General features: G+C 48.7%; 14 protein-coding genes. 10 read left to right on the top strand and 4 right to left on the bottom strand.

The annotated features are described in order from the left end of the window. Nucleotides 1-3: 3 nt before the first annotated feature. Nucleotides 4-1251, bottom strand: a complete 1248-nt coding sequence (locus tag CLV42_RS26500) for an NAD(P)/FAD-dependent oxidoreductase (RefSeq protein WP_106604953.1) — start codon at nt 1249-1251, stop codon at nt 4-6. 8 nt (nt 1252-1259) lie between these two features. Continuing rightward, a complete protein-coding gene (locus CLV42_RS26505) occupies nt 1260-2261 on the bottom strand; it encodes a 4-hydroxyproline epimerase (protein ID WP_106604954.1) in 1002 nt (333 codons plus the stop codon). An 843-nt stretch (nt 2262-3104) separates the two neighbouring features. On the opposite strand from CLV42_RS26505, the gene CLV42_RS26515 reads away from it, so the two are divergent. Then, the gene (locus CLV42_RS26515) at nt 3105-6716 is read left to right on the top strand and encodes a PAS domain S-box protein (RefSeq protein ID WP_106604956.1); all 3612 of its coding nucleotides are present in this window, start codon (nt 3105-3107) and stop codon (nt 6714-6716) included. Here the strand turns inward: CLV42_RS26515 and CLV42_RS26520 are convergent. After that, nucleotides 6702-7145 (bottom strand): nucleoside deaminase, encoded by a 444-nt coding sequence (locus tag CLV42_RS26520; protein WP_106604957.1) that lies wholly within the window; start codon nt 7143-7145, stop codon nt 6702-6704. The two genes, CLV42_RS26515 and CLV42_RS26520, sit on opposite strands and share 15 nt — an antisense overlap. Nucleotides 7146-7282: 137 nt before the next feature. Between CLV42_RS26520 and CLV42_RS26525 the strand changes: the two genes are divergently transcribed. After that, complete coding sequence (locus tag CLV42_RS26525) at nt 7283-8467, top strand: IPT/TIG domain-containing protein (protein WP_106604958.1); 1185 nt, start codon at nt 7283-7285, stop codon at nt 8465-8467. 865 nt (nt 8468-9332) lie between these two features. Here the strand turns inward: CLV42_RS26525 and CLV42_RS26530 are convergent. After that, nucleotides 9333-10082: a hypothetical protein gene (locus CLV42_RS26530; protein WP_106604959.1), complete on the bottom strand. Its 750-nt coding sequence runs from the start codon at nt 10080-10082 to the stop codon at nt 9333-9335. Nucleotides 10083-10311: 229 nt separating this feature from the next. Here CLV42_RS26530 and CLV42_RS26535 point away from each other — a divergent pair, with 229 nt between their 5' ends. The 8 genes from CLV42_RS26535 (at nt 10312) to CLV42_RS26570 (ending at nt 23230) form a co-directional block, all read left to right on the top strand. Beyond that, nucleotides 10312-10893 (top strand): RNA polymerase sigma factor, encoded by a 582-nt coding sequence (locus CLV42_RS26535; RefSeq protein WP_170117658.1) that lies wholly within the window; start codon nt 10312-10314, stop codon nt 10891-10893. Between the two features lie 97 nt (nt 10894-10990). Beyond that, complete coding sequence (locus tag CLV42_RS26540; protein WP_106604961.1) at nt 10991-12145, top strand: FecR family protein; 1155 nt, start codon at nt 10991-10993, stop codon at nt 12143-12145. Between the two features lie 205 nt (nt 12146-12350). After that, nucleotides 12351-15884 (top strand): SusC/RagA family TonB-linked outer membrane protein, encoded by a 3534-nt coding sequence (locus CLV42_RS26545; protein WP_170117659.1) that lies wholly within the window; start codon nt 12351-12353, stop codon nt 15882-15884. 21 nt (nt 15885-15905) lie between these two features. Continuing rightward, nucleotides 15906-17360, top strand: a complete 1455-nt coding sequence (locus CLV42_RS26550) for a RagB/SusD family nutrient uptake outer membrane protein (RefSeq protein WP_106604963.1) — start codon at nt 15906-15908, stop codon at nt 17358-17360. A gap of 22 nt (nt 17361-17382) precedes the next feature. Further along, a complete protein-coding gene (locus CLV42_RS26555) occupies nt 17383-18309 on the top strand; it encodes an ABC transporter ATP-binding protein (RefSeq protein WP_106604964.1) in 927 nt (308 codons plus the stop codon). A gap of 8 nt (nt 18310-18317) precedes the next feature. Continuing rightward, nucleotides 18318-20624: a Gldg family protein gene (locus tag CLV42_RS26560; protein WP_106604965.1), complete on the top strand. Its 2307-nt coding sequence runs from the start codon at nt 18318-18320 to the stop codon at nt 20622-20624. Between the two features lie 3 nt (nt 20625-20627). Next, nucleotides 20628-21956 (top strand): MutS-related protein, encoded by a 1329-nt coding sequence (locus CLV42_RS26565; protein WP_106604966.1) that lies wholly within the window; start codon nt 20628-20630, stop codon nt 21954-21956. Between the two features lie 2 nt (nt 21957-21958). Beyond that, on the top strand, nt 21959-23230 hold the full coding sequence (locus CLV42_RS26570) for a MutS-related protein (protein WP_106604967.1): 1272 nt from the start codon (nt 21959-21961) through the stop codon (nt 23228-23230). Nucleotides 23231-23372: the final 142 nt, after the last annotated feature.

Consider the following 23372-nt stretch of genomic DNA (forward strand, 5'->3'; position numbering starts at 1 on the left):
CGTTTAACTGAATCTTTCTACTTTAAAAGGAGTGATGTCCATAGAAGCCGGCATGCGTGCCACCAGTTCACTGACCAGCTTACCGGTAGCGGCTCCCAGGCTGATACCCAGCATGGAATGTCCTGTAGCTACGGTGACATTCGGATAACGTTCCAGGTTACCTATATGTGGCAGTCCATCTGCACTGCAGGGGCGATAACCATACCATACCTTTTCCGGGGCAGGTACAGGAATATCATATGCCGGAAAATATCTTTTAACGGAAGCCAGTATACCTTCCACCCGCTGCATACGCGGTGGTGCGTTCAGGCCTGTGATCTCCATGGTTCCACCAAAGCGGATCTTGTTGCCATTCATAGGCGAGATAGCCACCCTGGCTTCACTCAGGATCACGGAGTGTCTGACTTTGTAGGGAGCATCTTCAAATGTAACTGAGTAGCCCCTGCCTCCTACCATTGGAATATTGAGCTGCAGTTGTCTGGCCAGGTCACGGCTCCATACACCTGCCGCCAGTACGATGTGATCGGCAGTATGAAAACCGGTGGTTGTTTTAATACCCTGTACCTTATTTCCTTCTGTGATAAACGACGTTACTTCCTGGTTGCCTACAAAGCGTACCCCTTGTTGTCGCAGGTATTGCATCAGGCTTTGCATCAGCTGATTGGGATATAACTGCGCATCGCCGGGAAAATAGATCGCCCCCAGTGCCTTGATGGGGGTATCCGGCTCCATTTGTTGCAAGGTTTGTGCGTCTATCATCCGGGCTTCTATTCCCAGGGCAAGGGCATCCTTTATGGTATGTTCTGCGTGGTGTGCGTTTTCTTCTGTGTTGAACAGTTCCAGCATTCCCTTCGGATCGTAAGAGAAATCCAGTCCGGGCACACGGTTCCATTCTTCATACAAATGTTTACTCAGCAGGGCGATATCCCTGAGGGGAACGGCTGAGCGTTCCACATGCGATTTAGTGGCGCTTTTCATGAACTGCCAGCCCCACCTGATCATGCTGCTGTTCAGACTGGGCTTGATATAGAAGGGGCTTTTCGGGTCCATCATCCATTTCAATCCCTGCCTGACGATGCCTGGTGTAGCCAGTGGTACAAAGTGGCTGGGACAGATATAACCTGCGTTACCAAAGGAGCAGCCCTGCTGCATATCTGTCCTGTCTATTACTGTTACGGCATATCCTGCCTGTTGCAGATAAAAAGCACTGCTCAGGCCAATAATTCCTCCGCCTATAATGATTACTTCCATATCGTTGTTTAAATCACCTGTAGTCCATATGCATATGGATCGTCCTCAGGGTCTATTGTGATCGTGTTATAACCGTATATTCTTGCCCAGCCTTCAATACCGGGACGTATAGCAGGTACGCCCGCTACGGTTGTCTCTTCTTCTATCGTACCGATAAAGCGGGATCCGATGATGCTTTCGTGAATGAAGGAATCTCCTTTTTTCAGCAATCCTTTGGCATACCACTGGGCCATCCTGGCGGAAGTACCGGTACCGCAGGGGGAGCGGTCAATGGCTTTATCGCCGTAAAATACGGCATTACGCGCTGTAGAGGTTTTATCCATGACAGCCCCGGTCCATAACACATGGGAGCATCCGTTGATATGAGGATTGTCGGGGTGTACAAAAGTATGTTTCTCATTGATCCGCTTGCGTAATTCCCTTGCCCAACCGATCAGCTGGGAGGCGGTATAGTGTTCGAGGCCCGGGAAGTTCTCCTGGACATCTACAATAGCATAATAGTTTCCGCCGTAGGAAACGTCTACTTTCAGCGGTCCGAGGTCAGGGCATTCCACCACGAGATCAGTTGCCGCGAGATAAGAGGCCACATTGGTCAGTTTGACGCTCTTCACCTTACGACCTTCCTGTTTATATTCGATCAGCACCAGTCCTGCGGGTGCTTCCATCCTTACAATGCCGGGTGTTTTAGGAGTGATCAGTCCTTCTTCAATTGCGATAGTGATGGTACCGATAGTACCGTGGCCACACATCGGCAGGCAACCGCTGGTTTCGATGAATAATACGGCTACGTCATTGGCGGGATCGTGGGGTGGATACAGGATGCTTCCGCTCATCATATCATGGCCCCTGGGTTCAAACATCAGTCCTGTTCTGATCCAGTCGTATTCCCTGAGGAAATGGTTCCGTTTTTCGCTCATGTTGTTACCTTCCAGTACCGGTCCGCCGCCGGCTACCAACCTGACAGGGTTACCGCAGGTGTGCGCATCTATGCAAAAGAATGTTTTCTTCACGTTTCCTTATTCAGTTTAAAAAGACATTGGTTGATCAACTCTTTCAAAAATACCTGTTGAGGGCGAATGGAATATTGCAGGTTTTCACCAATGGTATGCAAAAATTAACATAAATAATTCATTGGTGGGCAGGCCGGGTAACAAATATACGGTACCCGGGGTTGAAACCCGGGGTTACGAACCCCGCGCTACAAACACCCGGGGTTGAAACCCCGCGCTACAAACAAGGGGACTCCTAACGGAGTCCTATTGTGGTTTGTCAATGGCGCGAATAATGACCGGGACGGTCCGGGGATGAAACCGCGTTACAAACACCCGGGGTTGAAACCCCGCGCTACAAACAAAGGGACTCCTAACGGAGTCCTATTGTGGTTTGTTAATGACGCGAATAATGACCGGGACGGTCCGGGGATGAAACCGCGTTCCAAACACCCGGGGTTGAAACCCCGCGCTACAAACAAGGGGACTCCTAACGGAGTCCTATTGTGGTTTGTTAATGGCGCGAATAATGACCGGGACGGTTCCGGGGATGAAACCGCGTTACAAACACCCGGGGTTGAAACCCCGCGCTACAAACAAGGGGACTCCTAACGGAGTCCTATTGTGGTTTGTTAATGACGCGAATAATGACCGGGACGGTTCCGGGGATGAAACCGCGCTACAAACACCCGGGGTTGAAACCCCGCGCTACAAACAAGGGGACTCCTAACGGAGTCCTATTGTGGTTTGTTAATGGCGCGAATGCCCCCTTTCGGGCAAAAGCAGGTACCCGGCTCTGCCTTTTTAACTGAAAATCAATATGTATTGATTATCTAATTAAATTGCAGTATAGTTCCATGTCATATGAATGAAAATGCTGCCCCCAAAAATGAGAAGGCCAGGCTACGCGCGCTCAAGGAATACGGGCTGCTGCAGTTGACTCCGCAACCGGCCCTCGATCAGTTCACCGAACTGGCAACCCTCAGTTGTCATTTCCCTTACGCTGTTATAGCTGTTGCCGGGGATGAAAAACAGCTCATTGTTTCGTCCACCACCATACCGGGTACACAGGAAACCACCTTTGACTGGGGCTTTATGCAACTGATCATGCAGGCGCGGGCCTTTATGGCTGTTGAGGATACCCTGCTCCACCCCATCCTCCGAAATAATAAAGCAGTTACTGCGGCACCACATATCCGTGCGTTTGCCGGTTGCCCCCTGATTGACGGTAATGGCTTTATTTTAGGGGCGCTTTATGTGATGCACCATGAAGCCGCCGCGATCACCAGCGCAGAGCAAAGGGCGCTGACCATTATTGCGCAAAATGTTATTGCTGCTTTAATGGCGGAGCGACAGAACGCGGAAACCCAGTATTATGCGAAGTTGTTCAATCTTTCTGAAGGACTGGTGTGTGTCGGGTCCTACTCCGGCAGGTTAAGAAGGATCAATAAGGCATTCACCACTTTGCTGGGCTGGGAGGAAGATGAACTGACAAGCACTTCTGTACTGGAACTGGTGCATCCGGATGATGTAGAAAATACCGCCGCGGAGCTGGATCATCTCCGCTCGGGCCTGTCTACCATCAACTTCTACAACCGTTTCCGGACGAAGAACGGCGACTATAAATACATCCAATGGATCGCCACTCCAGAACCGTATACCGGCAACATCTTCGCTATAGGCAGGGATATTACCGGTGAAAAGCTCAAAGAGCAGGAACTGATAGACAATGAGATCAGCGCCCGTACTTTCTTTGAGAATTCGCTGGGCATGATGTGCAAACATGATCTGCAGGGGAAGCTGACGTATGTCAACAAGGCCAGTGCGGACAGTGTGGGGTATAGCATCCAGGAGCTCATGACCATGAGTTTATACGACATTATTCCTCCTGAGTATCACAATGACCTTGACCAATACCTGGCCAAGATCAAGATGAAAGGCAAGGTGACGGGTCTGATGCATACCCGGCATAAGCTTGGTAATATCCGCATCTGGTTGTTTAACAACATACTTGTCAATGATGCGCTGGGCAATCCCTATGTAATAGGCAACGCAGCCGATATCACAGAGAGGCATGAACTGGAGATAGACCTCAAGCGTACCAAGGAAATGCTGGAACGTACCAACCAGGTAGCGCGTATAGGCGGATGGGAATTTGACCTTGTTAAACAGGAGGTTTTCTGGTCGACCGTTACCTGCGAGATCCATGAGGTACCGCCAGACTTCAGGCCTACCACGGAAAATACCATGGTTTTCTATGCGGGGGAATACCGGCAACAGTTGGATGCGGTGATTGATCATGCTATCCGCACAGGTACGCCCTGGCAGCTGGAACTACAGATCACGACTGCCAAGGGGCGTAAGATGTGGGTGCGTTCAATAGGCCATGCTACGTTTGAAAATGGTATTTGTAAAAGGCTGTTTGGGACATTCCAGGATATCAATGAGAAAAAGAAAGCTACCGTGGCCATTCAGCAATCGCGAAAGCTGCTGGAGGATGTGCTGCAGTCTGCTTCTGAGGTTAGTATTATAGCTACTGACCATGAGGGAATTATTACCCTTTTTAATAAGGGCGCGGAAAAGTTGCTGGGGTATGGTGCGGCGGAGGTAACGGGCAAATATTCCTGGGAGATACTTCACTTACCGGATGAAATATCCGCCAGGGGAAAAGAGCTATCGGCGTTGTATAAGACGCCTATTGAAGGCTTCCGTGTTTTCACCCAGATCCCGGAACTGGAAGGGTCTGAAGGGCGGGAATGGACCTATGTGCGGAAAGATGGGACTACTACCATCGTTTCTATGGTGGTAACGCCTATACGTGACAATGCAGACATTACCGGTTACCTGGGTATCGCTACGGATATCTCGAAGCGAAAGAAGGCAGAAAGGGAGCTAAAAGAAGCCAAGTTACAGGCGGAGTATGCCAGTAAGGCCAAGTCGGAATTCCTGGCTAATATGAGCCATGAAATACGCACGCCGCTGAACGGGGTGATCGGGTTCACCGACCTGCTGATGAAAACCGTGCTCAATGAGACGCAGCAGCAATATGCTTCTATTGTTAATCAGTCGGGTAATTCCCTGTTGAGTATCATTAACGACATCCTTGATTTCTCCAAGATAGAAGCGGGCAAGATAGAACTGGATATCAGCAAATGTGATCTGTTGGAGTTTAGCAGTCAGGCGAGTGACATCCTCAGTTTCCAGGCGCAGCAGAAAGGGATTGAGATGTTGCTGAATGTGTCTACAGACCTTCCCCGTTTTATGTGGGCCGATGTGGTGCGGCTCAAACAGATCCTCCTCAACTTGTTGAGTAATGCAGTGAAATTCACTGACCAGGGGGAAATAGAGCTTGAGATCCGGCCTGTGGGGCAGCCTAAGGCGGGTATGACCACCATCCGCTTCCAGGTAAGGGATACGGGTATTGGTATCCATAAGAGCAAACAGGAGAAGATATTTGAGGCCTTCTTACAGGAAGACATTTCCACGACTAAAAGATATGGCGGTACCGGTCTGGGGTTGAGCATTTCCAATAAACTGCTGGCGCTCATGGGCAGTCAGCTGCAACTGGAAAGTTCGCCCGGCAAAGGCAGTACGTTCTTTTTTGAAATTACGGTAAAAACAGAAGACGGCGCTCCCATTGCATGGGAAAATATCGACCTTGTCAAAAATGTGCTGATCGTTGATGATAATGAGCATAACCGGACCATCCTGAGAAGGATGTTACAGATGAAAGGCATCAACTCTGACGAGGCGTCGAATGGTATTGAAGCTTTTCAGTTCCTGATGACCAAACAACAGTATGATGTGATCCTGATGGACTATCATATGCCTTTTATGGATGGACTGGAAACGATCAGGAAGATCAGGACAAATTTTGAGGAGCTGGAGAAAGAGCCCGCTATCATACTGCTGCACAGCTCAGCAGACGATGAGAAGATCATCAGGGCCTGTGAGGAGTTGCACGTCAACCAACGTCTGTTAAAACCTATTAAGATACAGGAAATGTACCATGCCCTATCCCATTTGTTTATCAAAGACACCACCGAAGTAAAGCGGGCTGAAAGCCGCGAGCACAAGAAGATCAAAGCTAATATCCATATACTGATCGCGGAAGATAATCCGATCAATATGCTGCTGGCCAGTACTATTATCCGTAAGATCGCCCCTGCTGCGCAGATCGCCGAGGCGAAGAATGGTAAGGAGGCGGTAGAAAGCTGTAAGCAGCACTTGCCGGATATTATCTTCATGGATATCCAGATGCCTATTGTCAACGGGTATGAGGCTACGCGGATGATCCGGGAGATCAGTCCTCATATTCACATTCCTATTATTGCGCTGACAGCGGGGAATGTGAAGGGGGAAAGGGAAAAGTGTATAGCGGCGGGTATGGATGATTTTGTTACCAAGCCGTTTGTTGAGAATAACCTTATTGCTGTTTTTGAAAAGTGGCTGACGTGGAAGTCAGTCAATGTTTAACGCTTTACATGCTTCTTCCAATACCCCGGTGATGAGTTGCGGCGGAGTTCCCCATTTTTTTATACCCGTATCTTTTAGAAGCGGATATGCGGAGCTTGCGCCGCCGATATCTCCGGATGTTAATCCCATGACGATCGTCGGTATTCTTGTATGGCGGATCACGTAAGCACACATGATACAGGGTTCATGTGTGGTGTACATAATACAATCTGATAAGTTCTGCGTATTTAGTAGCGCTGTTGCTTCGCGTATGGCTTCTATTTCGGCGTGGTAGGTAATATCCCTATGGGTTTTGCCGCCTTCTATGCCTCTGGCGATGATCTCTCCGTTACGGACGAGGATGGCGCCTACCGGGCTGTCACCACGTTGTTTGGCGGCTCGTGCCAACCCGAGGCATTCTCTCATAAAATATTCGTTGTTAAGATCCATAAGTATCTCTCAGTTCAGGTATGTGCCTGGCTTCGAATATTAATATTACGACAAAAATTGTCTGGCTTATGCTCAGTATCTGAAACCTTTGTATATTTAACGGATATTTTTTTAAGTTTAACCCGAACCCGAAATCTATGAAAAGATTATGTTTTCCCTTTTCCCGGCTACTCTATGTCGTTAGTAGCATCCTATTATTTTCAGCCTGTAGTCATGATGACAATTATCCGTACGTTACGGTGACCTCAATTTACCCGGAAGCTGCCGGTGGTGGCGATACCGTTAAAATTTACGGAACGAATTTTCCGGTCATGAAGTCAGGTCTTAAGGTATCTGTCTCCCTGAATGGCGAAAAGGTGAATGTCATCTCTGCCACTAAGGATAGCGTAGCGGTGGTAATACCCGTAATGGCAGGTTCCGGCGACCTGACCGTACAGGTAGACAATCACTCTTATTCAAAGCCGTTCACCTACAATTACGTGGCAACAGTCACGACTATAGCGGGAACCGGCGCTGTAGGCAGAGACAACGGCGCTGGCAATGCTGCCAGCTTTAATTGTCCGTGGGGTCTTACGGTGGACAGCAGCGATGGCACTTTATATGTGGCCGATTGCTACAACAGGTTGGTACGCAAGATAGCGATACCTGGTAATACTGTGTCTACTATTCCTATTTCTTACGATGTAGAATTTTATTCTCCGCGTAACATCACGCTGGATCAGCATTCAAAGCAGCTGTACCTTACAGACTTTAATACGCATGTGATGCGTATAGAACCGGATGGCAGGAATGTACCGATATACCAGGGGGCAATGCCTTTGGCTGGTATCGCATTAGGGCCGGATCATCACCTGTATGTAGCCAACACCAACTACGGGTTTATTCTGCGAATGGATACTTCGGGGCATCATGACACTACCTTTGCGTCTGGTATTACTACGCCTCAAAACATTGTCTTTGATAGATCCGGCACGATGTGGGTGAGTGCATATCCGCATGTCAAGATCACACCGGATGGCCAGATGACCTTTCTTCCCCTGGATCCTACTTATGGCGGATGGGAGATTGCGCTCGATCGCAGAGGCAATCTTTATGAGGCCGATCATGTTAATAACAACCTTCGCCTGATTGAAAAATCTACGGGAAGAAAGGTGGTTATTGCGGGGAGCGGTACTGCTGCAGATATAGATGGCGTGGGGTTGAATGCTTCTTTTAATGGTCCGCAGGGGTTGGTGATAGATCGGCATGGGGACTTGTATATAAGTACTTATAATTATGATACGCAGGGTGGGAATAAGATCCGGAAGATTGTAGTGAGATAAGGATGTCTTTGTTTAGCTGAGCGCATTGAGGTTGTATCTGTTGATACAGCCTCTTTTTTTTGCTTTGGTGTTGTTGGGGCTTCTTTTTTCCGCTAAGTAGCTCCGGTTTCAGTATGGGAGTGTTGTTGGGGCTTCTTTTTTCCGCTAAGTAGCTCCGGTTTCAGTATGGGAGTGTTGTTGGGGCTTCTTTTTTCCGCTAAGTAGCTCCGGTTTCAGTATGGGAGTGTTGTTGGGGCTTCTTTTTTCCGCTAAGTAGCTCCGGTTTCAGTATGGGATGGCGGTCGGCGCCTCTCTGGAAGGCTATTGGGCATTGTCAAGCGAATAGGCATTGGATATCTATTGGGCAGCACCGGTCGTGTCGCCGGAGAGCCGAAGGCCCGCCATTCCCATCTGAAACCGCTTGCTACTTTCGCTGTCGCTATGGATGGTTAAGTGGCTGGCTTATCGAAGTCTTTGATTAATTAAGCCCAGTATTGTAATTAGTGGCCAGGTCTAAATGCTTCATTCCTTAAATAGATGGGACCATTTGTATAACGCGTTGCTTAGCCAGACTATGTCGTATACATGCCGTATACATGCCGTATACATGCCGTATACATGCCGTATACATGAAGTAGCCATGAGGAAGATATGAAGAAGACACGGAGAAGACATAAAGAAGACACGGAGAAGACGTGGAGATGAGCTGGTGTTGAGCTGCAGGTGTGGAATACTGTAAAACTTAATGGGGTGATGTGTGGTGGTGGGATCAGGCAATGGCAGATTTGCTGCAGGACTATGCGGCAGCAGATAAGAGGTATGGGGGTGGGTTGTTACATTCAATGGATGCTTTACTCATCAAAATAATCACTGAGGCGATGATAGTTTATTCCCGTTGGATGAGTGTCTGGTAATTGTGTGCGGGTGTGAGGTTCTGCCTATTTGCTGTGGGTTGCGGGTAGGTAGGTTTGTTATGGGGAATCTTATCGGGAATCTGTGGTGCTGCCACAGCGACGATATCGGCTGCCAGGTATTGCCGGTTGCAGGAAGGGCGATCTTCGTGCATGCCTCTTATTTGCATGGTGATTACTAAGGTTCCCTCGCCGGGGACGTTCAGCGGGATGTCTGCTCCGTCGAAAGGCTGGCGGGGATCTATTGCGATTGTAACCGTTTCTGTGCCGGTGACCTGAGGGGTCAGGAAGTCTATACGTTTAGCGATTACTTTTACTTCCAGTGCAGTGATGCCTTTATGATGTGCCAGCGTCTGCTTCGGGATATGTAATGTTTCGTTTCTGAATAGCCTGGGAGCTATAGAAAGGAAACGGTCTATACCCGTGTGTTGATTGAACCGGAAGCCGGTTATAGCGGCGTTGTTGTTGCCTGCAGCGATGAAGGCTTTATTCAGGCGGTTAATGTGGCCGTCGTCGCAACGGATGTCCAGGTCAGTGTAAAAGGTGTGACGGATCAGGGCACCCTTTTTACTGGCGATGCCGAAACGCTGCGCCGCAGAGCGGGTAGCGGCGTTCTGCCGGACGAATTCAGGCATCTTACGCAGGAAGAATTTTCCATTGCGCTCGTAGCCTATGACTTTACCCAGTTTACGGGTAAAAGGGAAAAGAGAATTTTGTTTTGCCATCAGCAATTATTTTGTGAGATATGAATTTAAGATAATTCGTTGGGAGTGATGGGTTTAGAGGGCAAAGATTATCCACAGGTATGGGGTGGTGATGTGGATAATGGCAGGTAGCATTTATACTTTCCGCCGACGTATACATACACTGAAAAACATTCCTGTTTCATTTGTGTATTATAAAATCCTTACTTTTTTGCTTAAATTTAAGCCAGGGGGAAATCATTATTGTTTAGTGTTGAACGAATTTACACATACCGACGCCGACCAGGAGCTGCTCAGTCTTATCAAAACGGGATCTGAAACAGCATTCCAGCAATTATTTCAGCGACATTGGGAAAAACTGTACGTGGCAGCCAGTAAGAAATTGGGTGACCAGGAACTGGCACAGGAGCTTGTGCATGATCTGTTCCTTGACCTCTGGAGACGCCGGGAGGAATTGTCTATTCAGCATCTCCCAGCTTACCTGGGCAAAGCGCTCCAATATCGTATTATAAATAAACTGATATCCAAAAAGGATAAGTTCTTCTTTGAGTTGCTGGAAAACACTGAAGAATCCCTTTACAAGGCCGATCAGGCGCTGCTGGAAAAAGACCTTACCTCCCTTATCATTTCATGGGCGGAGATATTGCCCGAAAGGCGACGCCAGATATTTATCCAATATTACCTTCACCACCTCACCACACAGGAAATAGCCGAAAACCTGCAGATCTCGCAGAAAACCGTACAAAACCAACTCAGCATCTCTGTACAGGACCTCAGAGCTCATTTCGGACATTTACTCGCACTGCTCATCCTCCTGGATGAAACTTTATAGCACAGCAGACAGGGATTCAAAACTTTTTTAAAAAAAAGTGCCCCAAGGACGGGAAAGCGTTCTCCTTTTCCTGACTATAGTATTAAAGCCACCTGCTATGTACGATTCCGGCAAGGACCAAGGTCACTTTTTCAAGCTGCTCGCCAGGTATAACGAAGGGAAAGCATCCCCTGCGGAAGCGGCGTTTGTGGAACGTTACCTGGAACTGCTGGACTACAGGGACAAGGACATACTGAAAGATTTTGAGCAACAAAAAGAGCAGATCGCTGCCAAACTGGAACAACAGCTTTTGCTCAGCATCCGGCAGAAACCGGTAGTACGGCGTATTTCTCCTATACGCCGGTGGGTACCTGCAGCGGCAGCGGTATTATTATTACTGGGGGGCAGCGCGTATTATCTGCTACGCCAGCCACATACACATCAACAACAGCAGTTAGCGCAGCATACAGACATTCTGCCGGGTAAAACAGGCGCCATCCTTACCCTGGCCGATGGTAGTGAAATTGTGCTGGACAGTGCAAGAAACGGCGTCATCGCTGTGCAGGGCAACACTGCTGTTCAACTCCAAAATGGAACTGTATCTTATGATAATACCCGAACCGGCAGTAAAATGTCACCGGTGGCTTATAATACCATCAGCACGCCGAAGGGACGGCAATACCAGCTGATATTGCCTGATGGTTCAAAAGTATGGATGAATGCTGCCAGCAGCCTTACCTACCCTACTACTTTCAAAGGCAGGGAAAGAACGGTACATGTGAAAGGCGAGGCTTACTTTGAGGTGGCCGCCAACGCCCACCAACCATTTAAAGTGATTGTCAATGATGTTACCAGCATAGATGTGTTAGGAACCAATTTCAATATCAACGCTTACAATGATGAACCGAATATTCGCACAACACTGTTACAGGGAGCGGTACGAGTGACTTATCGCCAGACATCACAGCTGCTTAAACCAGGGCAGGAAGCACGGATCAATCAGCAGATCCATCTAGTGCCCGATGCAGACGTCAATAACGCAGTAGCCTGGAAAGACGGCATATTTGCCTTTGACGATGCTGATCTGCCGGCGGTTATGCGGCAACTGGCGCGCTGGTACAATATAGAGGTGAGTTACGAAGGAAAGATACCGGATGCCACCTTTACGGGGGAAATAGATAAGAGCCTCACTTTATCGCAGGTGCTCGAGGGATTGTCAACTACAAGAATCAACTATAAAATCGAGGGAAACAGATTAATTATCCGGCAGTAATTATCCGGCAGTAAAAAGAACCAAAATCGCATGAACTAAATGAAAAAACCGGGTGCAAAGATTGGCGTCCTACCCCCGGTTTTCGTTTAAGTCTGGCTTATTACTAAACATTAAACGTTGCAAATGTATGCAAATTAAGGGTCATTTCAATCCCGGGGTCCCTCCTATGTCCAAAGGGATCAGATCAACCAAAAACCTTCCTGTCATGAAATCAGCAATCATGCTTTTCTTTATGGCCCTGCTGCTCACAGCCGGGAGCGCATCAGCGCAGACCGTCACCTTTACCGCTAGGTCAACGCCATTAAAGAAAATATTTGCTGTCATCAGGCAACAGACCAGTTACAAGTTCTTTTACCGCAGTGAAGACCTTGAACTTGCCAGCCCCATTACAGTACAATTAAAGGATATGCCATTGGAGCGGGCCTTGCTGATTATCATGGCTAATCAACCGTTGACTTTTAATATCCAGGGCAAGACAATATTCGTGAGTCGCAGGATTCCATCCTCTGTAGCTGTACCGGCTGATGTTGAAGCGACACCGCCCGGCAACATCAGCGGCAAGGTAGCGGACAGTGAAGGACAGCTCTTATCCAATATCACGGTGATGCTCCGTAACGGACGCCGTTATGTGTTTACAAATGAAAAAGGCGAGTTTACGTTGTACGGTCTCATGCCGAATGATACCCTGCTGTTCACGAGTATTAACTACGAAAGTGTACTGGTACCTTTTTCGGGGATGTCGGAGAACATGACCGTCATCATGCGTCCCCGCATCAATGCATTGAGTACCGTTGTCATTTACAACACAGGCTACCAGCAGCTAAGCAGGGAAAGGGCAACCGGCGCATTTGGTAAGCCGGACATGAAAGTATTCAGAGAACGTGTCAGCACCTTTGATGTAGTAGGCCGCCTGGAAGGACAGATACCGGGTCTTACAGTAGGAACAAGCGTTACTTCTTCCGGCAGGACCGGCAATGGGTTCTCCACCAGGTCAAGCGTTATCAGGGGGTATAGTACTGTCAACGGCGGACAGCCCACTAACCCTTTATATGTTGTGAATGGCGTGATCACCACAGATTTCGGTTCTGTTAATCCTGACGATATAGAAGATATAACTGTGTTGAAAGATGCGGCAGCTGCTGCCATCTGGGGAGCGAGAGCTGCCAACGGCATCATCGTGGTGAAAACCAAAGAAGGCAGCAGGAACCAGAACCTGAAGGTTAACTATACCGGTTCTGTCAGTTTTCAGAGCAAGCCTGATCTTAATTACAATCAGCGTATGAACAGTGAACAATACATACAGGCTGCTAAAGAAACATTCGACCCGGTAAACTATCCCTGGAGCTCACTGGCCACGCAGGTAGTATTACCACATGATATTGTACTTTACAATCAGTATCGCGGGTTGATCACTGCAGATCAGGCAAACAGAAGCCTGGACAGCATGAGCAGGATCAGCAATCTTTCGCAGATAAGAGACCTGTTTTATCGCAATCCGCTCACCACGAATCATACCATCTCTCTTTCCGCGGGTAACAGTGTTTACGCCATGTATGCTTCGCTGGGCTGGACAGGTGTACAGAGCAACACGCCAGGCGATAAAAACAACACTTATAAGGTTAACCTCTCACAAAGTTTCAATATCGGCAAACGGATCAATGTCTCGCTGAATACCTCGTTGATCAATAACGTAAGCAGCAGGAAGAATATGCCTACTGTTGATAACAGCTTCGTACCGTACCAGCTGTTTGTTGATCAACAGGGCCGTGAACAAAACATGGCATTTACCAACGGCTGGTCAGATTCAACACGCAACAATTATGCAGCGAGAAGCAGGATCAACCTGGATTACTATCCCTTGCAGGAATTCAATTATGCGCATTCCAATACCAATACGCTCAGCATCAATACAACTGCTAATATCGGCGTCAAGCTTTGGAAAGGTATTAGCTTCCAGGGCACCTACGGTTATCTGAAAGCACCAGGAACGCTTAGCTCTTTTACAGACAGCCGTGCCCTCTCCCAACGTAAACAGCTACTGTCTTTCACCGTAGCGCCCAGCCCTTCCTCTACACCTGTTTATTATCTGCCGCAGCATAACAGCATGTATGTAGCTACGAATAATGATCAGCGTAACTGGACTGTACGTAATCGGCTGGTATATAATGCCACACCCAGGTCAGGAAAGGATATACTGACCTTACAGGCAGGGCAGGAAGCACAGGAGGCACAGGCATCGCGGAATACAAGCACCATTATCGGATATGATGAGGCCTTAGGCACCTACCCTTTAATTGATTATGCTACCCTGAAGCGTGGTGTGTTCGGCACTGTGACTGGCTTTGGCTTCTTCAGTACCCAGCCATACCTGGTATTAAAAGAGCTGACACGTTTTACTTCCTGGTTTGCATTGGCCAGTTATACCTTAAACCATAAATACAGCCTGGACCTGAGCTGGCGCCGTGACCACAGTAACCAGTTCGGCAGCGATATATCTGTTCAGAACAAACCTGTGTGGAGCGTAGGTGGTAAATGGCAGGTGCGTAACGAAAGATTCATGCAGCAGGTGGACTGGGTAGATGCATTGGCGTTAAGAGCTACCTATGGTATTACCGGTAACTCTCCTTATGTCGGTTCTGCTTCATTGTATGACATCTTATATGCACAACCTCAGTCGCAGACCGGCGGCGTGGCGGGAGATGCGCTTACCCTCAGTCAACCGGCCAACAGAAAACTGGCCTGGGAACGCACACAGACCACCAATATCGGTGTAGATTTCTCTGTGTTGAAAAACCGTATATCGGGAGCGATAGATGCCTACAGTAAAACAACGACAGACCTGCTGGGAAGGGTGCCGCTGAATCCCTTTACGGGATATGACGGCCAGGTGGGCAATGTAGGCAAGCTGGTAAACAGAGGGATTGAATTATCCCTGCGTACTGTGAACATCCGGAAACGGGACTGGAGCTGGTCCAGCAACATGGTATTCAGCTATAACTATAACAAGCTGGTATCTTATGCGGCCCTGAATCCTTCACTGAATACTGCCAGCTACAAATTGACCGCTCCATACTGGATAGGTTATAACTCGAAACCTCTGTTTGCTTACCAGTTTGCGGGGCTTGACAACATGGGTGATCCTCAGATCAGGTTGTCAGATAAATCGGTGACGAAGCAACCTTACATTGCCCAACCGGAAGATATCGTATATGCCGGTACGACACAGTCGCCGGTGAACGGAGGATTTACCAACCGTTTTGAATATAAAGGCCTTTCGCTCACCATGAACATGATCTATAACATGGGAGCCGTGATGCGCAGGAACGTGAACATCTACTATACCGGCAGAATGCCAAATTCTACTTCTCTTGGCGGAGAGAATCTTTTCACCTCGTTCCAGGACCGCTGGAAAAAACCTGGCGATGAAAAGATCACCAATATTCCTTCTTATGTATCCAACATGGGTACCAGTTATACGCGCAGGGATGTGAACTATTACATCAACGGAGATCTGAATGTGCTGAATGCATCCTATATCAAGATCAGGGATATTACCCTGGCATATGAGCTGCAGTCAGCGGCCCTGCACTTCCTGAAAATACAACGGCTTAACATTTATGCACAGACCACCAATTTCCTGATCTGGACCGCCAATGATGAGCGGATAGATCCGGAAACCGGTTTCCCGGGAGCATTGTACAAACATCAGTATAACCTGGGCATCAATGTTACACTTTAATTCACATTTAAACAGAGAAGGATGAGAAAGCTTATATATATCGCCATCATGGTTTCCTTTATTGCCTGCAAGGACAGTTTCCTGGATGTAGTGCCTTTGGGATCGCAGGTAGCCGTTACAACGGACGACTATGATAAACTGATGAATGATCCGCAGTACTATGCACAGACCTTCGCCGGGGGCTGGCAGGAGCCGGCATTGATGGAAGATGATGTAGCTGCGGAGGAAGCATATCTTTTACAGGGCAGTCCGCAGATGCTCCGGCTCTTTCACTGGCAGGACGTTGTTTATCAGCAACAGGACCAGACGCCCTGGGCCATCAGCCTGTGGCTGGAACAATTGTATACACTGAACAAGATCATTGGCGAGGTAATGACTTCCAGCGGGGGAACAGATGCACAGAAAAGGATCATCCGTGCAGAGGCGATCGCTACACGTGCATGGACTTACTTCCAGTTCATTAACTTTTACGGTAAGCCTTATGTGCAGAGCACCGCGGGCACTGATCCCGGATTTCCGATCATAGAGCAGGCAGATGTGAACGAAAAAACATTCACGCGTGCTTCCGTGCAGGCAGTATATGATTTTATTATCAAAGACCTTACTGCCGCTATTGCGGAACTGCCGGTAAAGCCTTCTATACGTACCCGCATGTCCAAACCCGCCGCAGAAGGCCTATTGGGCAAGGTGTATGTGTTCATGGGCAGGTACAATGATGCCTTATCTATGTTCAATGCTGCATTCGCCGACCTGGCAGACAGTGATGCGCATTTATACGATTATAACCAGACACTTGCAGCAGGTGGCGCTTTCCTGCCGATGGACATCATCATCGGCCCTTCCCAGGGACCGGGCAATAACATGAACGACCTCACGGAAGCGGTAGTATCGAAAGTGTTCTACAACGGATCTTACAGTGGCAACCAGCTAGGCAACAATGGCCTGGTACTGGCGCCATGGGCCGCGGCCTTATACGGGGCATCAGATCTTCGCCTGCTGTTATATACGGATACAAATCCGGACCAATCGCCCAACACAGGCGGCCGCCTGCGCAAATACGGGGTAACATATGCGAGAATGGGCCTGCAGTTGCCCGACATGTACCTGTTAAGCGCAGAGTGTAAGGCACGCCTGAACGACCTGGCGGGAGCAGTCGCAGATGTTGAAACGCTGCGTGAGCACCGTATGCCGGCAGCCGATGCATCAATACCCGGAGCGATAGCAGCTGATCAGACAGCATTGATCCGCTTCATTTTCGAGGAGCGCATCCGCGAGTTTGCAACAGAAGGTTACCGCTGGTTCGATATGCGCAGGCAGTCGGTAGATCCCCTCTTTGCCGGACAGACGTTTACGCACACGCAGTACAATGCAGATGGCAGTGTAAGCACTTTTACACTGAGCCAACCCAGGCGGCTTGTATTACAATTGCCGCCTTCATTTATCACCAGTAATCCGGGTATGCCAAACAATCCTTAATCCAATTCCAAAAAAATAATCAATGAACAGTATTGTAAAGCTGGAGCATTTATCACATCGCTACACCAGCTCATGGGCAATCCGTGACATCAGTATGGAGATCAGCCAGACTGGTATAGTGGGGCTGCTGGGCTCTAATGGTGCGGGTAAATCCACTACCATGAATATTCTGTGCGGCGTATTGAACCAGACAGAAGGCAAGGTATTTGTAAACGGTATCAATATGCGGGAGCAACCCGAGCTTGCCAAACAGGAGATCGGGTTCCTGCCGCAGCATCCGCCCTTATATATGGACCTTACGGTAGATGAATACCTCGGTTACTGCGCCGGCCTTCGCATGATGCCAAAAGCAGCTATACCGGCAGCAATGAAAGAAGCGAAGGAACGTTGTGGTATAGCACATTACAGTAAGCGTCTTATCCGTAATCTTTCCGGTGGTTATCGTCAGCGTGTAGGCATTGCCCAGGCCATCATACACCGGCCATCACTGATAGTACTGGATGAACCTACCAATGGCCTGGACCCTAACCAGATCATCGAGGTAAGAGCCCTGATAAAGGAAATTGCTACAGACCGTGCGGTGATCTTCTCTTCTCATATCCTCTCTGAAGTACAGTTGCTTTGCAAGGAGATCAAGATGATCGACAATGGCAAGATCGTATTTGCAGATACGATGGATGCGTTCAACAACTATGTAGAGCCGCACAGTGTGCTGATGCATATGGAGAATCCGCCAGCAGCTGCATCGCTGATGGCGATAGAGGGTGTAACAAAAGCTGACTTCCTCACGGAACGCCAGGTGCGTGTTTTCTTTAACGGCGACCAGAGTATCTCTGAACGCCTTATCACAGCCAGCGTTCAGCAGGGCTGGCGGCTGAGAGAGATCAGTATTGACAAGACAGCGCTGGACGAAGTATTCAAACAATTATCCAATCAATCAACACAATAGATAGCATCATGAAGATGGTTTTCAGAATTGCGAAAACGGAACTACGCACCCTGTTTTATTCACCGATAGCATGGTTTTTACTGATAGCGTTCCTGGTGCAATGCGGCCTGGCATATATCAATGCACTGGATGGAGCTGCCCGTTCGCAGGAAATAGGCGGAATGTCGCTCGAGAACATGACCCGCCTCACCGAGCGCATATTTGCATCCAGGGGTGGTGTGTTCAGTGTGGTCATGCAGACATTGTATTTGTATATTCCGCTGCTGACCATGGGACTGATCAGCCGGGAAGTGAACAATGGCACTATCAAATTGCTGTACTCCTCTCCTGTTAAGGTCAGGGAGATCATCTTCGGTAAGTTCCTCGCCATGATGGTATATAACCTGTTGATGATGGTAGTACTGGGTCTCTTCATTTTCGATGGACTTATTCATATCAATCATGCGGATGCGGGAGAATTATTCTCTGCCTCACTGGGTTTCTACCTGCTCTTATGTGCCTATTCGGCCATCGGGCTGTTCATGTCCAGCCTTACGTCTTACCAGATCGTAGCGGCGGTATGTACGTTCATGATGGTAGGTTTCCTGAGCTATATCGGTACGCTATGGCAGAATATTGCCTTTGTGCGGGACCTTACCTATTTCCTTTCGCTGAGCGGCCGTACGGAAAAGATGCTGGCAGGGCTTATCACTAGTAAAGACGTGATCTACTTCCTGGTGATCATCTACATTTTCCTGGCGCTGAGTATCTATAAGCTGAAGGCGGGCAGGGAATCGAAACCAGCTGTAGTTAAAACAGGCAGGTATGTGGCCGTTGTGGCGTTGGGTTTAGTGGTCGGATACATCACATCACGTCCTTCACTGGTAGGATATTTTGATGCAACCGCCAATAAAACCAGGACGCTCACACCTAACTCACAAAAGATCCTGAAAGAGCTGGGAGATGCTCCGCTGGAGGTAACTGCTTATAACAATATGCTGGGCTCATTCTATTATTTCGGATCTGAAGAAGGCCGTAATATGGACTTAGCACGTTGGGAGCCTTATATGCGCTTTAAACAGGATATTCATCTGCAATATGTACAGTACTATGACAGCCTGCTGGACAATCCGAATATCATGCGGTTCTATCCCGGCAAGGACTTCCCGGACATGGCCACACAGCGAGCCAAAGGAATGGGGCTGAAACTATCCCAGTTTAAATCGCCTGCAGAGATCAGGAAGATAATAGACCTGCGTCCGGAACTGAACCGTTATGTAATGCAGCTGAAATACAAGGACAAGGTTACTTTCCTGCGTGTGTTTGATGACCAGTTGCAGTGGCCGGGAGAAGCGGAAGTAGCGGCAGCGTTGAAACGCCTGTTACAGTCTGAATTTCCAAGGGTCGCTTTCCTGACTGGCGACCTTGAGAGGAGCATCGGGAAGGAAGGAGACCGGGAATACAGCACGCTCACGAAAAAGAAGACTTTCCGCTATGCACTGGTAAACCAGGGTTTCGATGTAGACACCCTTTCACTGGAGCACCAGGATATTCCTTCGGATGTTACTACACTGGTAATTGCCGATCCGAAGAAAGAATTCAGTGCTGTTACAATGGCGAAGATCAGGAAGTATATCAGTGAAGGTGGCAACTTACTCATTACCGGGGAACCCGGCAAACAGTCTATCTTAAACCCGCTGCTACATGAATTGGGTGTACAGCTGATGGATGGGATGATAGCCCAACCGGCCAAAGAGACTGCTCCTGACCTGGCTTTGCCCTTAATGACATCTACAGCCGCCGGCTTCAGTAAATCGCTTGTAAAAGGCTTAAAAGACAGTATTGCGGTATCTATGCCGGGTGCGACATGGCTTTCCTACAGCGACAGCATCTTCAAGGTGCAGCCATTACTGGTAACTGACGCCGGGAAGAGCTGGGTAAAGAAAGACCGTTTTGCGGCCGATTCTGCAGAGGTGGTCTATGATCCTGCGGCTGGTGATGAGAAGAAATCAGTTGCTACAGTGATTGCCCTTACCCGTAAGGTGAACAACAAAGAACAGCGTATTGTCGTTACCGGGGATGCTGACTTTTTAAGCAATGACGAGCTGGGACGATACAATGTACAGACTATCAATTTCGCCTTTAACACGGCGCTCTTCAGCTGGCTGAGCTATGGACAGTTCCCGATAGACACTTATCGCCCGGAAGCAAAAGATACCCGCGTATCAGTAAGTACGGATGCCGTGGATATACTCCGGATCCTGTACATCTGGGTACTACCGGGTATACTGGTGGCATTTGCGGCTATTCTGCTTATCAGGCGTAAAAGGAAATAAGCTATGTTATTTACAACGGATAAACAAACACTGGAAGATCTCAATATTTTTGGCCGTCATGGAGCGGATTCCGTGTACAACATCTTTAACCGCACGGTGACACGCGGAGGTGCGGCCCTGCTGGAAGAGATGTTCCGCTATCCATTATCAGACCATGAAGCGATCAACCGCCGCAGCAGCATTATCCAGCATTTTGCTGCGGCGGGCACCGCTTATCCTTTCTCCGCCACTCTCTTTGACGCCATAGCACCATACCTTGACAATACGGACGAGCGTACAAAACTGAGCATGGAAGAACAATCCCTCAGCAAGAAACTAGCCGGGATGATAGCGGTAGACGGAAATATGCAGATGGTGTATAAAGGTGTGCAGGCGCTCATAGCGCTACTGCAGGGGGTACAGTCGTTCGTTAGTGCAGAAGCGGGCGGTATAGCTTATGCAGCCGACAGAAAGGCGATCGCCACACTCCTTTCGGCACCTGCATTTGAGCCAGTACTGGCCCATCGGGGTAAAGCGGCGCATTCCACCATTGCCGCCTATGATGTGCTATTCCGTTTCCGTTACCGGGAATTGATACAGCAGCTCCTGCATCACCTGTATTGCCTGGACGTGTATATATCTGTCGCCAAAGTGGCCGCTGAACGGGGTTTTGTGTTCCCTCATGCCTTGCCGCGCCATACCTGTCGCGTACATGCTGAAGGCATCTATCACCCCTTGCTGAAAAAAGCGGTGCCTAATAGCATCCGGATCAATGAAGAAAGCAATGTCATCTTTCTCACCGGAGCCAATATGGCGGGCAAGTCCACCTTTATGAAATCGCTCAGCATTGCCCTGTTCCTGGCACACATGGGATTCCCGGTTGCCGCTGCGCGAATGGAGTTTTCTGTGCTGGACGGTATCTATACTACCATCAATCTGCCCGACAACCTGGGCATGGGAGCCAGTCATTACTACGCGGAAGTGCTGCGTGTTAAAAAAATGGCACAGGAACTGAGTCAGGGTAAACACCTGTTCATTGTATTTGACGAACTGTTCCGAGGTACTAACGTAAAGGACGCGTATGAGGCCACCATTGCCATCTGTAAAGGATTTGCCGGCAAACGTAACAGCATATTCGTCATCTCCACACACATCATTGAAGCGGGTGAGGTATTGAAAGCAGCGGCTGCAAATATCCAGTTTGTATACCTGCCCACCCGCATGGATGGGCACAAGCCTGTATACACCTATACACTGGAAAAAGGCATTACAGACGACCGTCATGGCATGATCATCATTAACAATGAAGGCATTATCGATATGCTGGAAGCGGGCCTGACCAAAACGACATGAGCATGAGTTTTATAGCTGATAAACAAACGCTGGAAGACCTGAACCTGCTTGGCCGGTTCAAGACTAACTCCATCTATAACCTTTTTAGCAGAATCAAAACCACCGGAGGGGAACAACTGCTGGAACGTATGTTCCAGCAGCCCCTTACTAATCCTGCCGCCATTAACGAGCGTAGTGCTACCTTCCGGTATTTCCAGGAAAAGCAACTCACGTTTCCCTTCAACGGGGTCAGCTTCCGCCAGGCGGAAAACTACCTGAACATGGGAGGAGCAAGCAGCCTGTCTGCTATTCTCAAAAAGAGGCTGAACGCATTCCTGCATGACGACGAATATGAAAAGCTGTTGACAGGATTAAAGGCTACTATCGGGACATTACGCACCTTTCGCAAGTTCCTGCAGGAGCTCAGTGATTACAGCGACGCGGCTGCATGGGGCAAGACCTTATCTGCCATCTCCTGGCTGGACAGCGACAAGGAGCTGACATTACTGACCGTGGCACGTTACGACCGTTTATTACGACATACCTTACGCAATGAAATGGAGCAATTGCTGGAAGCTGTTCATCAGCTGGACGTCTATATTGCAGTAAGCGACGTAGCACGGCAACGCGGCTTTCATTACGCTACTGCCCTCCCCTCCTCGCCCAGCGTGTTCCGTACCAGCGCATTGAGGCATCCTGCATTGGACGCCGGAGTAGCTAATCCTGTGTCGCTTCACGGGGACTCCAATGTTATTTTCCTCACAGGGGCTAATATGGCGGGTAAATCAACCCTGATGAAGTCCTTCGGCATTGCCTTATACCTGGCACATATGGGATTTCCTGTTGCTGCTGCTGATATGGCGTTTTCCGTGCGTGACGGACTGTATTCCTCTATCAATGTGCCGGATAATCTCAATATGGGGTATAGCCATTTTTATGCGGAGGTATTACGTGTGAAGCAAGTGGCAGCGGAAGTGAGTTCGGGTAAGAAGCTGGTGGTGATTTTCGATGAGCTGTTCAAAGGTACAAATGTGAAAGATGCTTATGATGCGACGTTAGCCGTAACCGCGGCTTTCGCCCGCTATCGCAATTGCTTTTTCATCATTTCTACGCATATTATTGAAGTGGGGAATGCGTTGCATCAATACGGCAATCTCCAGTTTGCCTATCTGCCGACGTTACTGGAAGGAACGAAGCCGAGGTATACGTATCAGCTTAGAGAGGGGATTACGAGTGACAGGCATGGTATGATGATTATTGAGAATGAGGGGATATTGGAGTTGTTGAATAGTTAAAGAAAGGCCGTCCTGATGGTTATCGGGATGGCCTTTTTGTTTATTAAGGTAGTGTAAAATTCTTTGTGTAAGTATATATTCAACTGTATCGAGTTAATACCACCAGCAGGTGGAGTGAAGTGAGGCGGAGCGTAGCGGAGCC

It is taken from the genome of Chitinophaga ginsengisoli, assembly GCF_003014595.1.
Lineage (GTDB): Bacteria > Bacteroidota > Bacteroidia > Chitinophagales > Chitinophagaceae > Chitinophaga > Chitinophaga ginsengisoli.

What these genes read in the sequence shown, in the direction of transcription:
- CLV42_RS26500 (WP_106604953.1), bottom strand. Translation starts at nt 1,251, where the DNA reads ATGGAAGTAATCATTATAGGCGGAGGAATTATTGGCCTGAGCAGTGCT.
- CLV42_RS26515 (WP_106604956.1), top strand. Translation starts at nt 3,105, where the DNA reads ATGAATGAAAATGCTGCCCCCAAAAATGAGAAGGCCAGGCTACGCGCG.
- CLV42_RS26520 (WP_106604957.1), bottom strand. Translation starts at nt 7,145, where the DNA reads ATGGATCTTAACAACGAATATTTTATGAGAGAATGCCTCGGGTTGGCA.
- CLV42_RS26525 (WP_106604958.1), top strand. Translation starts at nt 7,283, where the DNA reads ATGAAAAGATTATGTTTTCCCTTTTCCCGGCTACTCTATGTCGTTAGT.
- CLV42_RS26530 (WP_106604959.1), bottom strand. Translation starts at nt 10,082, where the DNA reads ATGGCAAAACAAAATTCTCTTTTCCCTTTTACCCGTAAACTGGGTAAA.
- CLV42_RS26540 (WP_106604961.1), top strand. Translation starts at nt 10,991, where the DNA reads ATGTACGATTCCGGCAAGGACCAAGGTCACTTTTTCAAGCTGCTCGCC.
- CLV42_RS26545 (WP_170117659.1), top strand. Translation starts at nt 12,351, where the DNA reads ATGAAATCAGCAATCATGCTTTTCTTTATGGCCCTGCTGCTCACAGCC.
- CLV42_RS26550 (WP_106604963.1), top strand. Translation starts at nt 15,906, where the DNA reads ATGAGAAAGCTTATATATATCGCCATCATGGTTTCCTTTATTGCCTGC.
- CLV42_RS26555 (WP_106604964.1), top strand. Translation starts at nt 17,383, where the DNA reads ATGAACAGTATTGTAAAGCTGGAGCATTTATCACATCGCTACACCAGC.
- CLV42_RS26560 (WP_106604965.1), top strand. Translation starts at nt 18,318, where the DNA reads ATGAAGATGGTTTTCAGAATTGCGAAAACGGAACTACGCACCCTGTTT.
- CLV42_RS26565 (WP_106604966.1), top strand. Translation starts at nt 20,628, where the DNA reads ATGTTATTTACAACGGATAAACAAACACTGGAAGATCTCAATATTTTT.
- CLV42_RS26570 (WP_106604967.1), top strand. Translation starts at nt 21,959, where the DNA reads ATGAGTTTTATAGCTGATAAACAAACGCTGGAAGACCTGAACCTGCTT.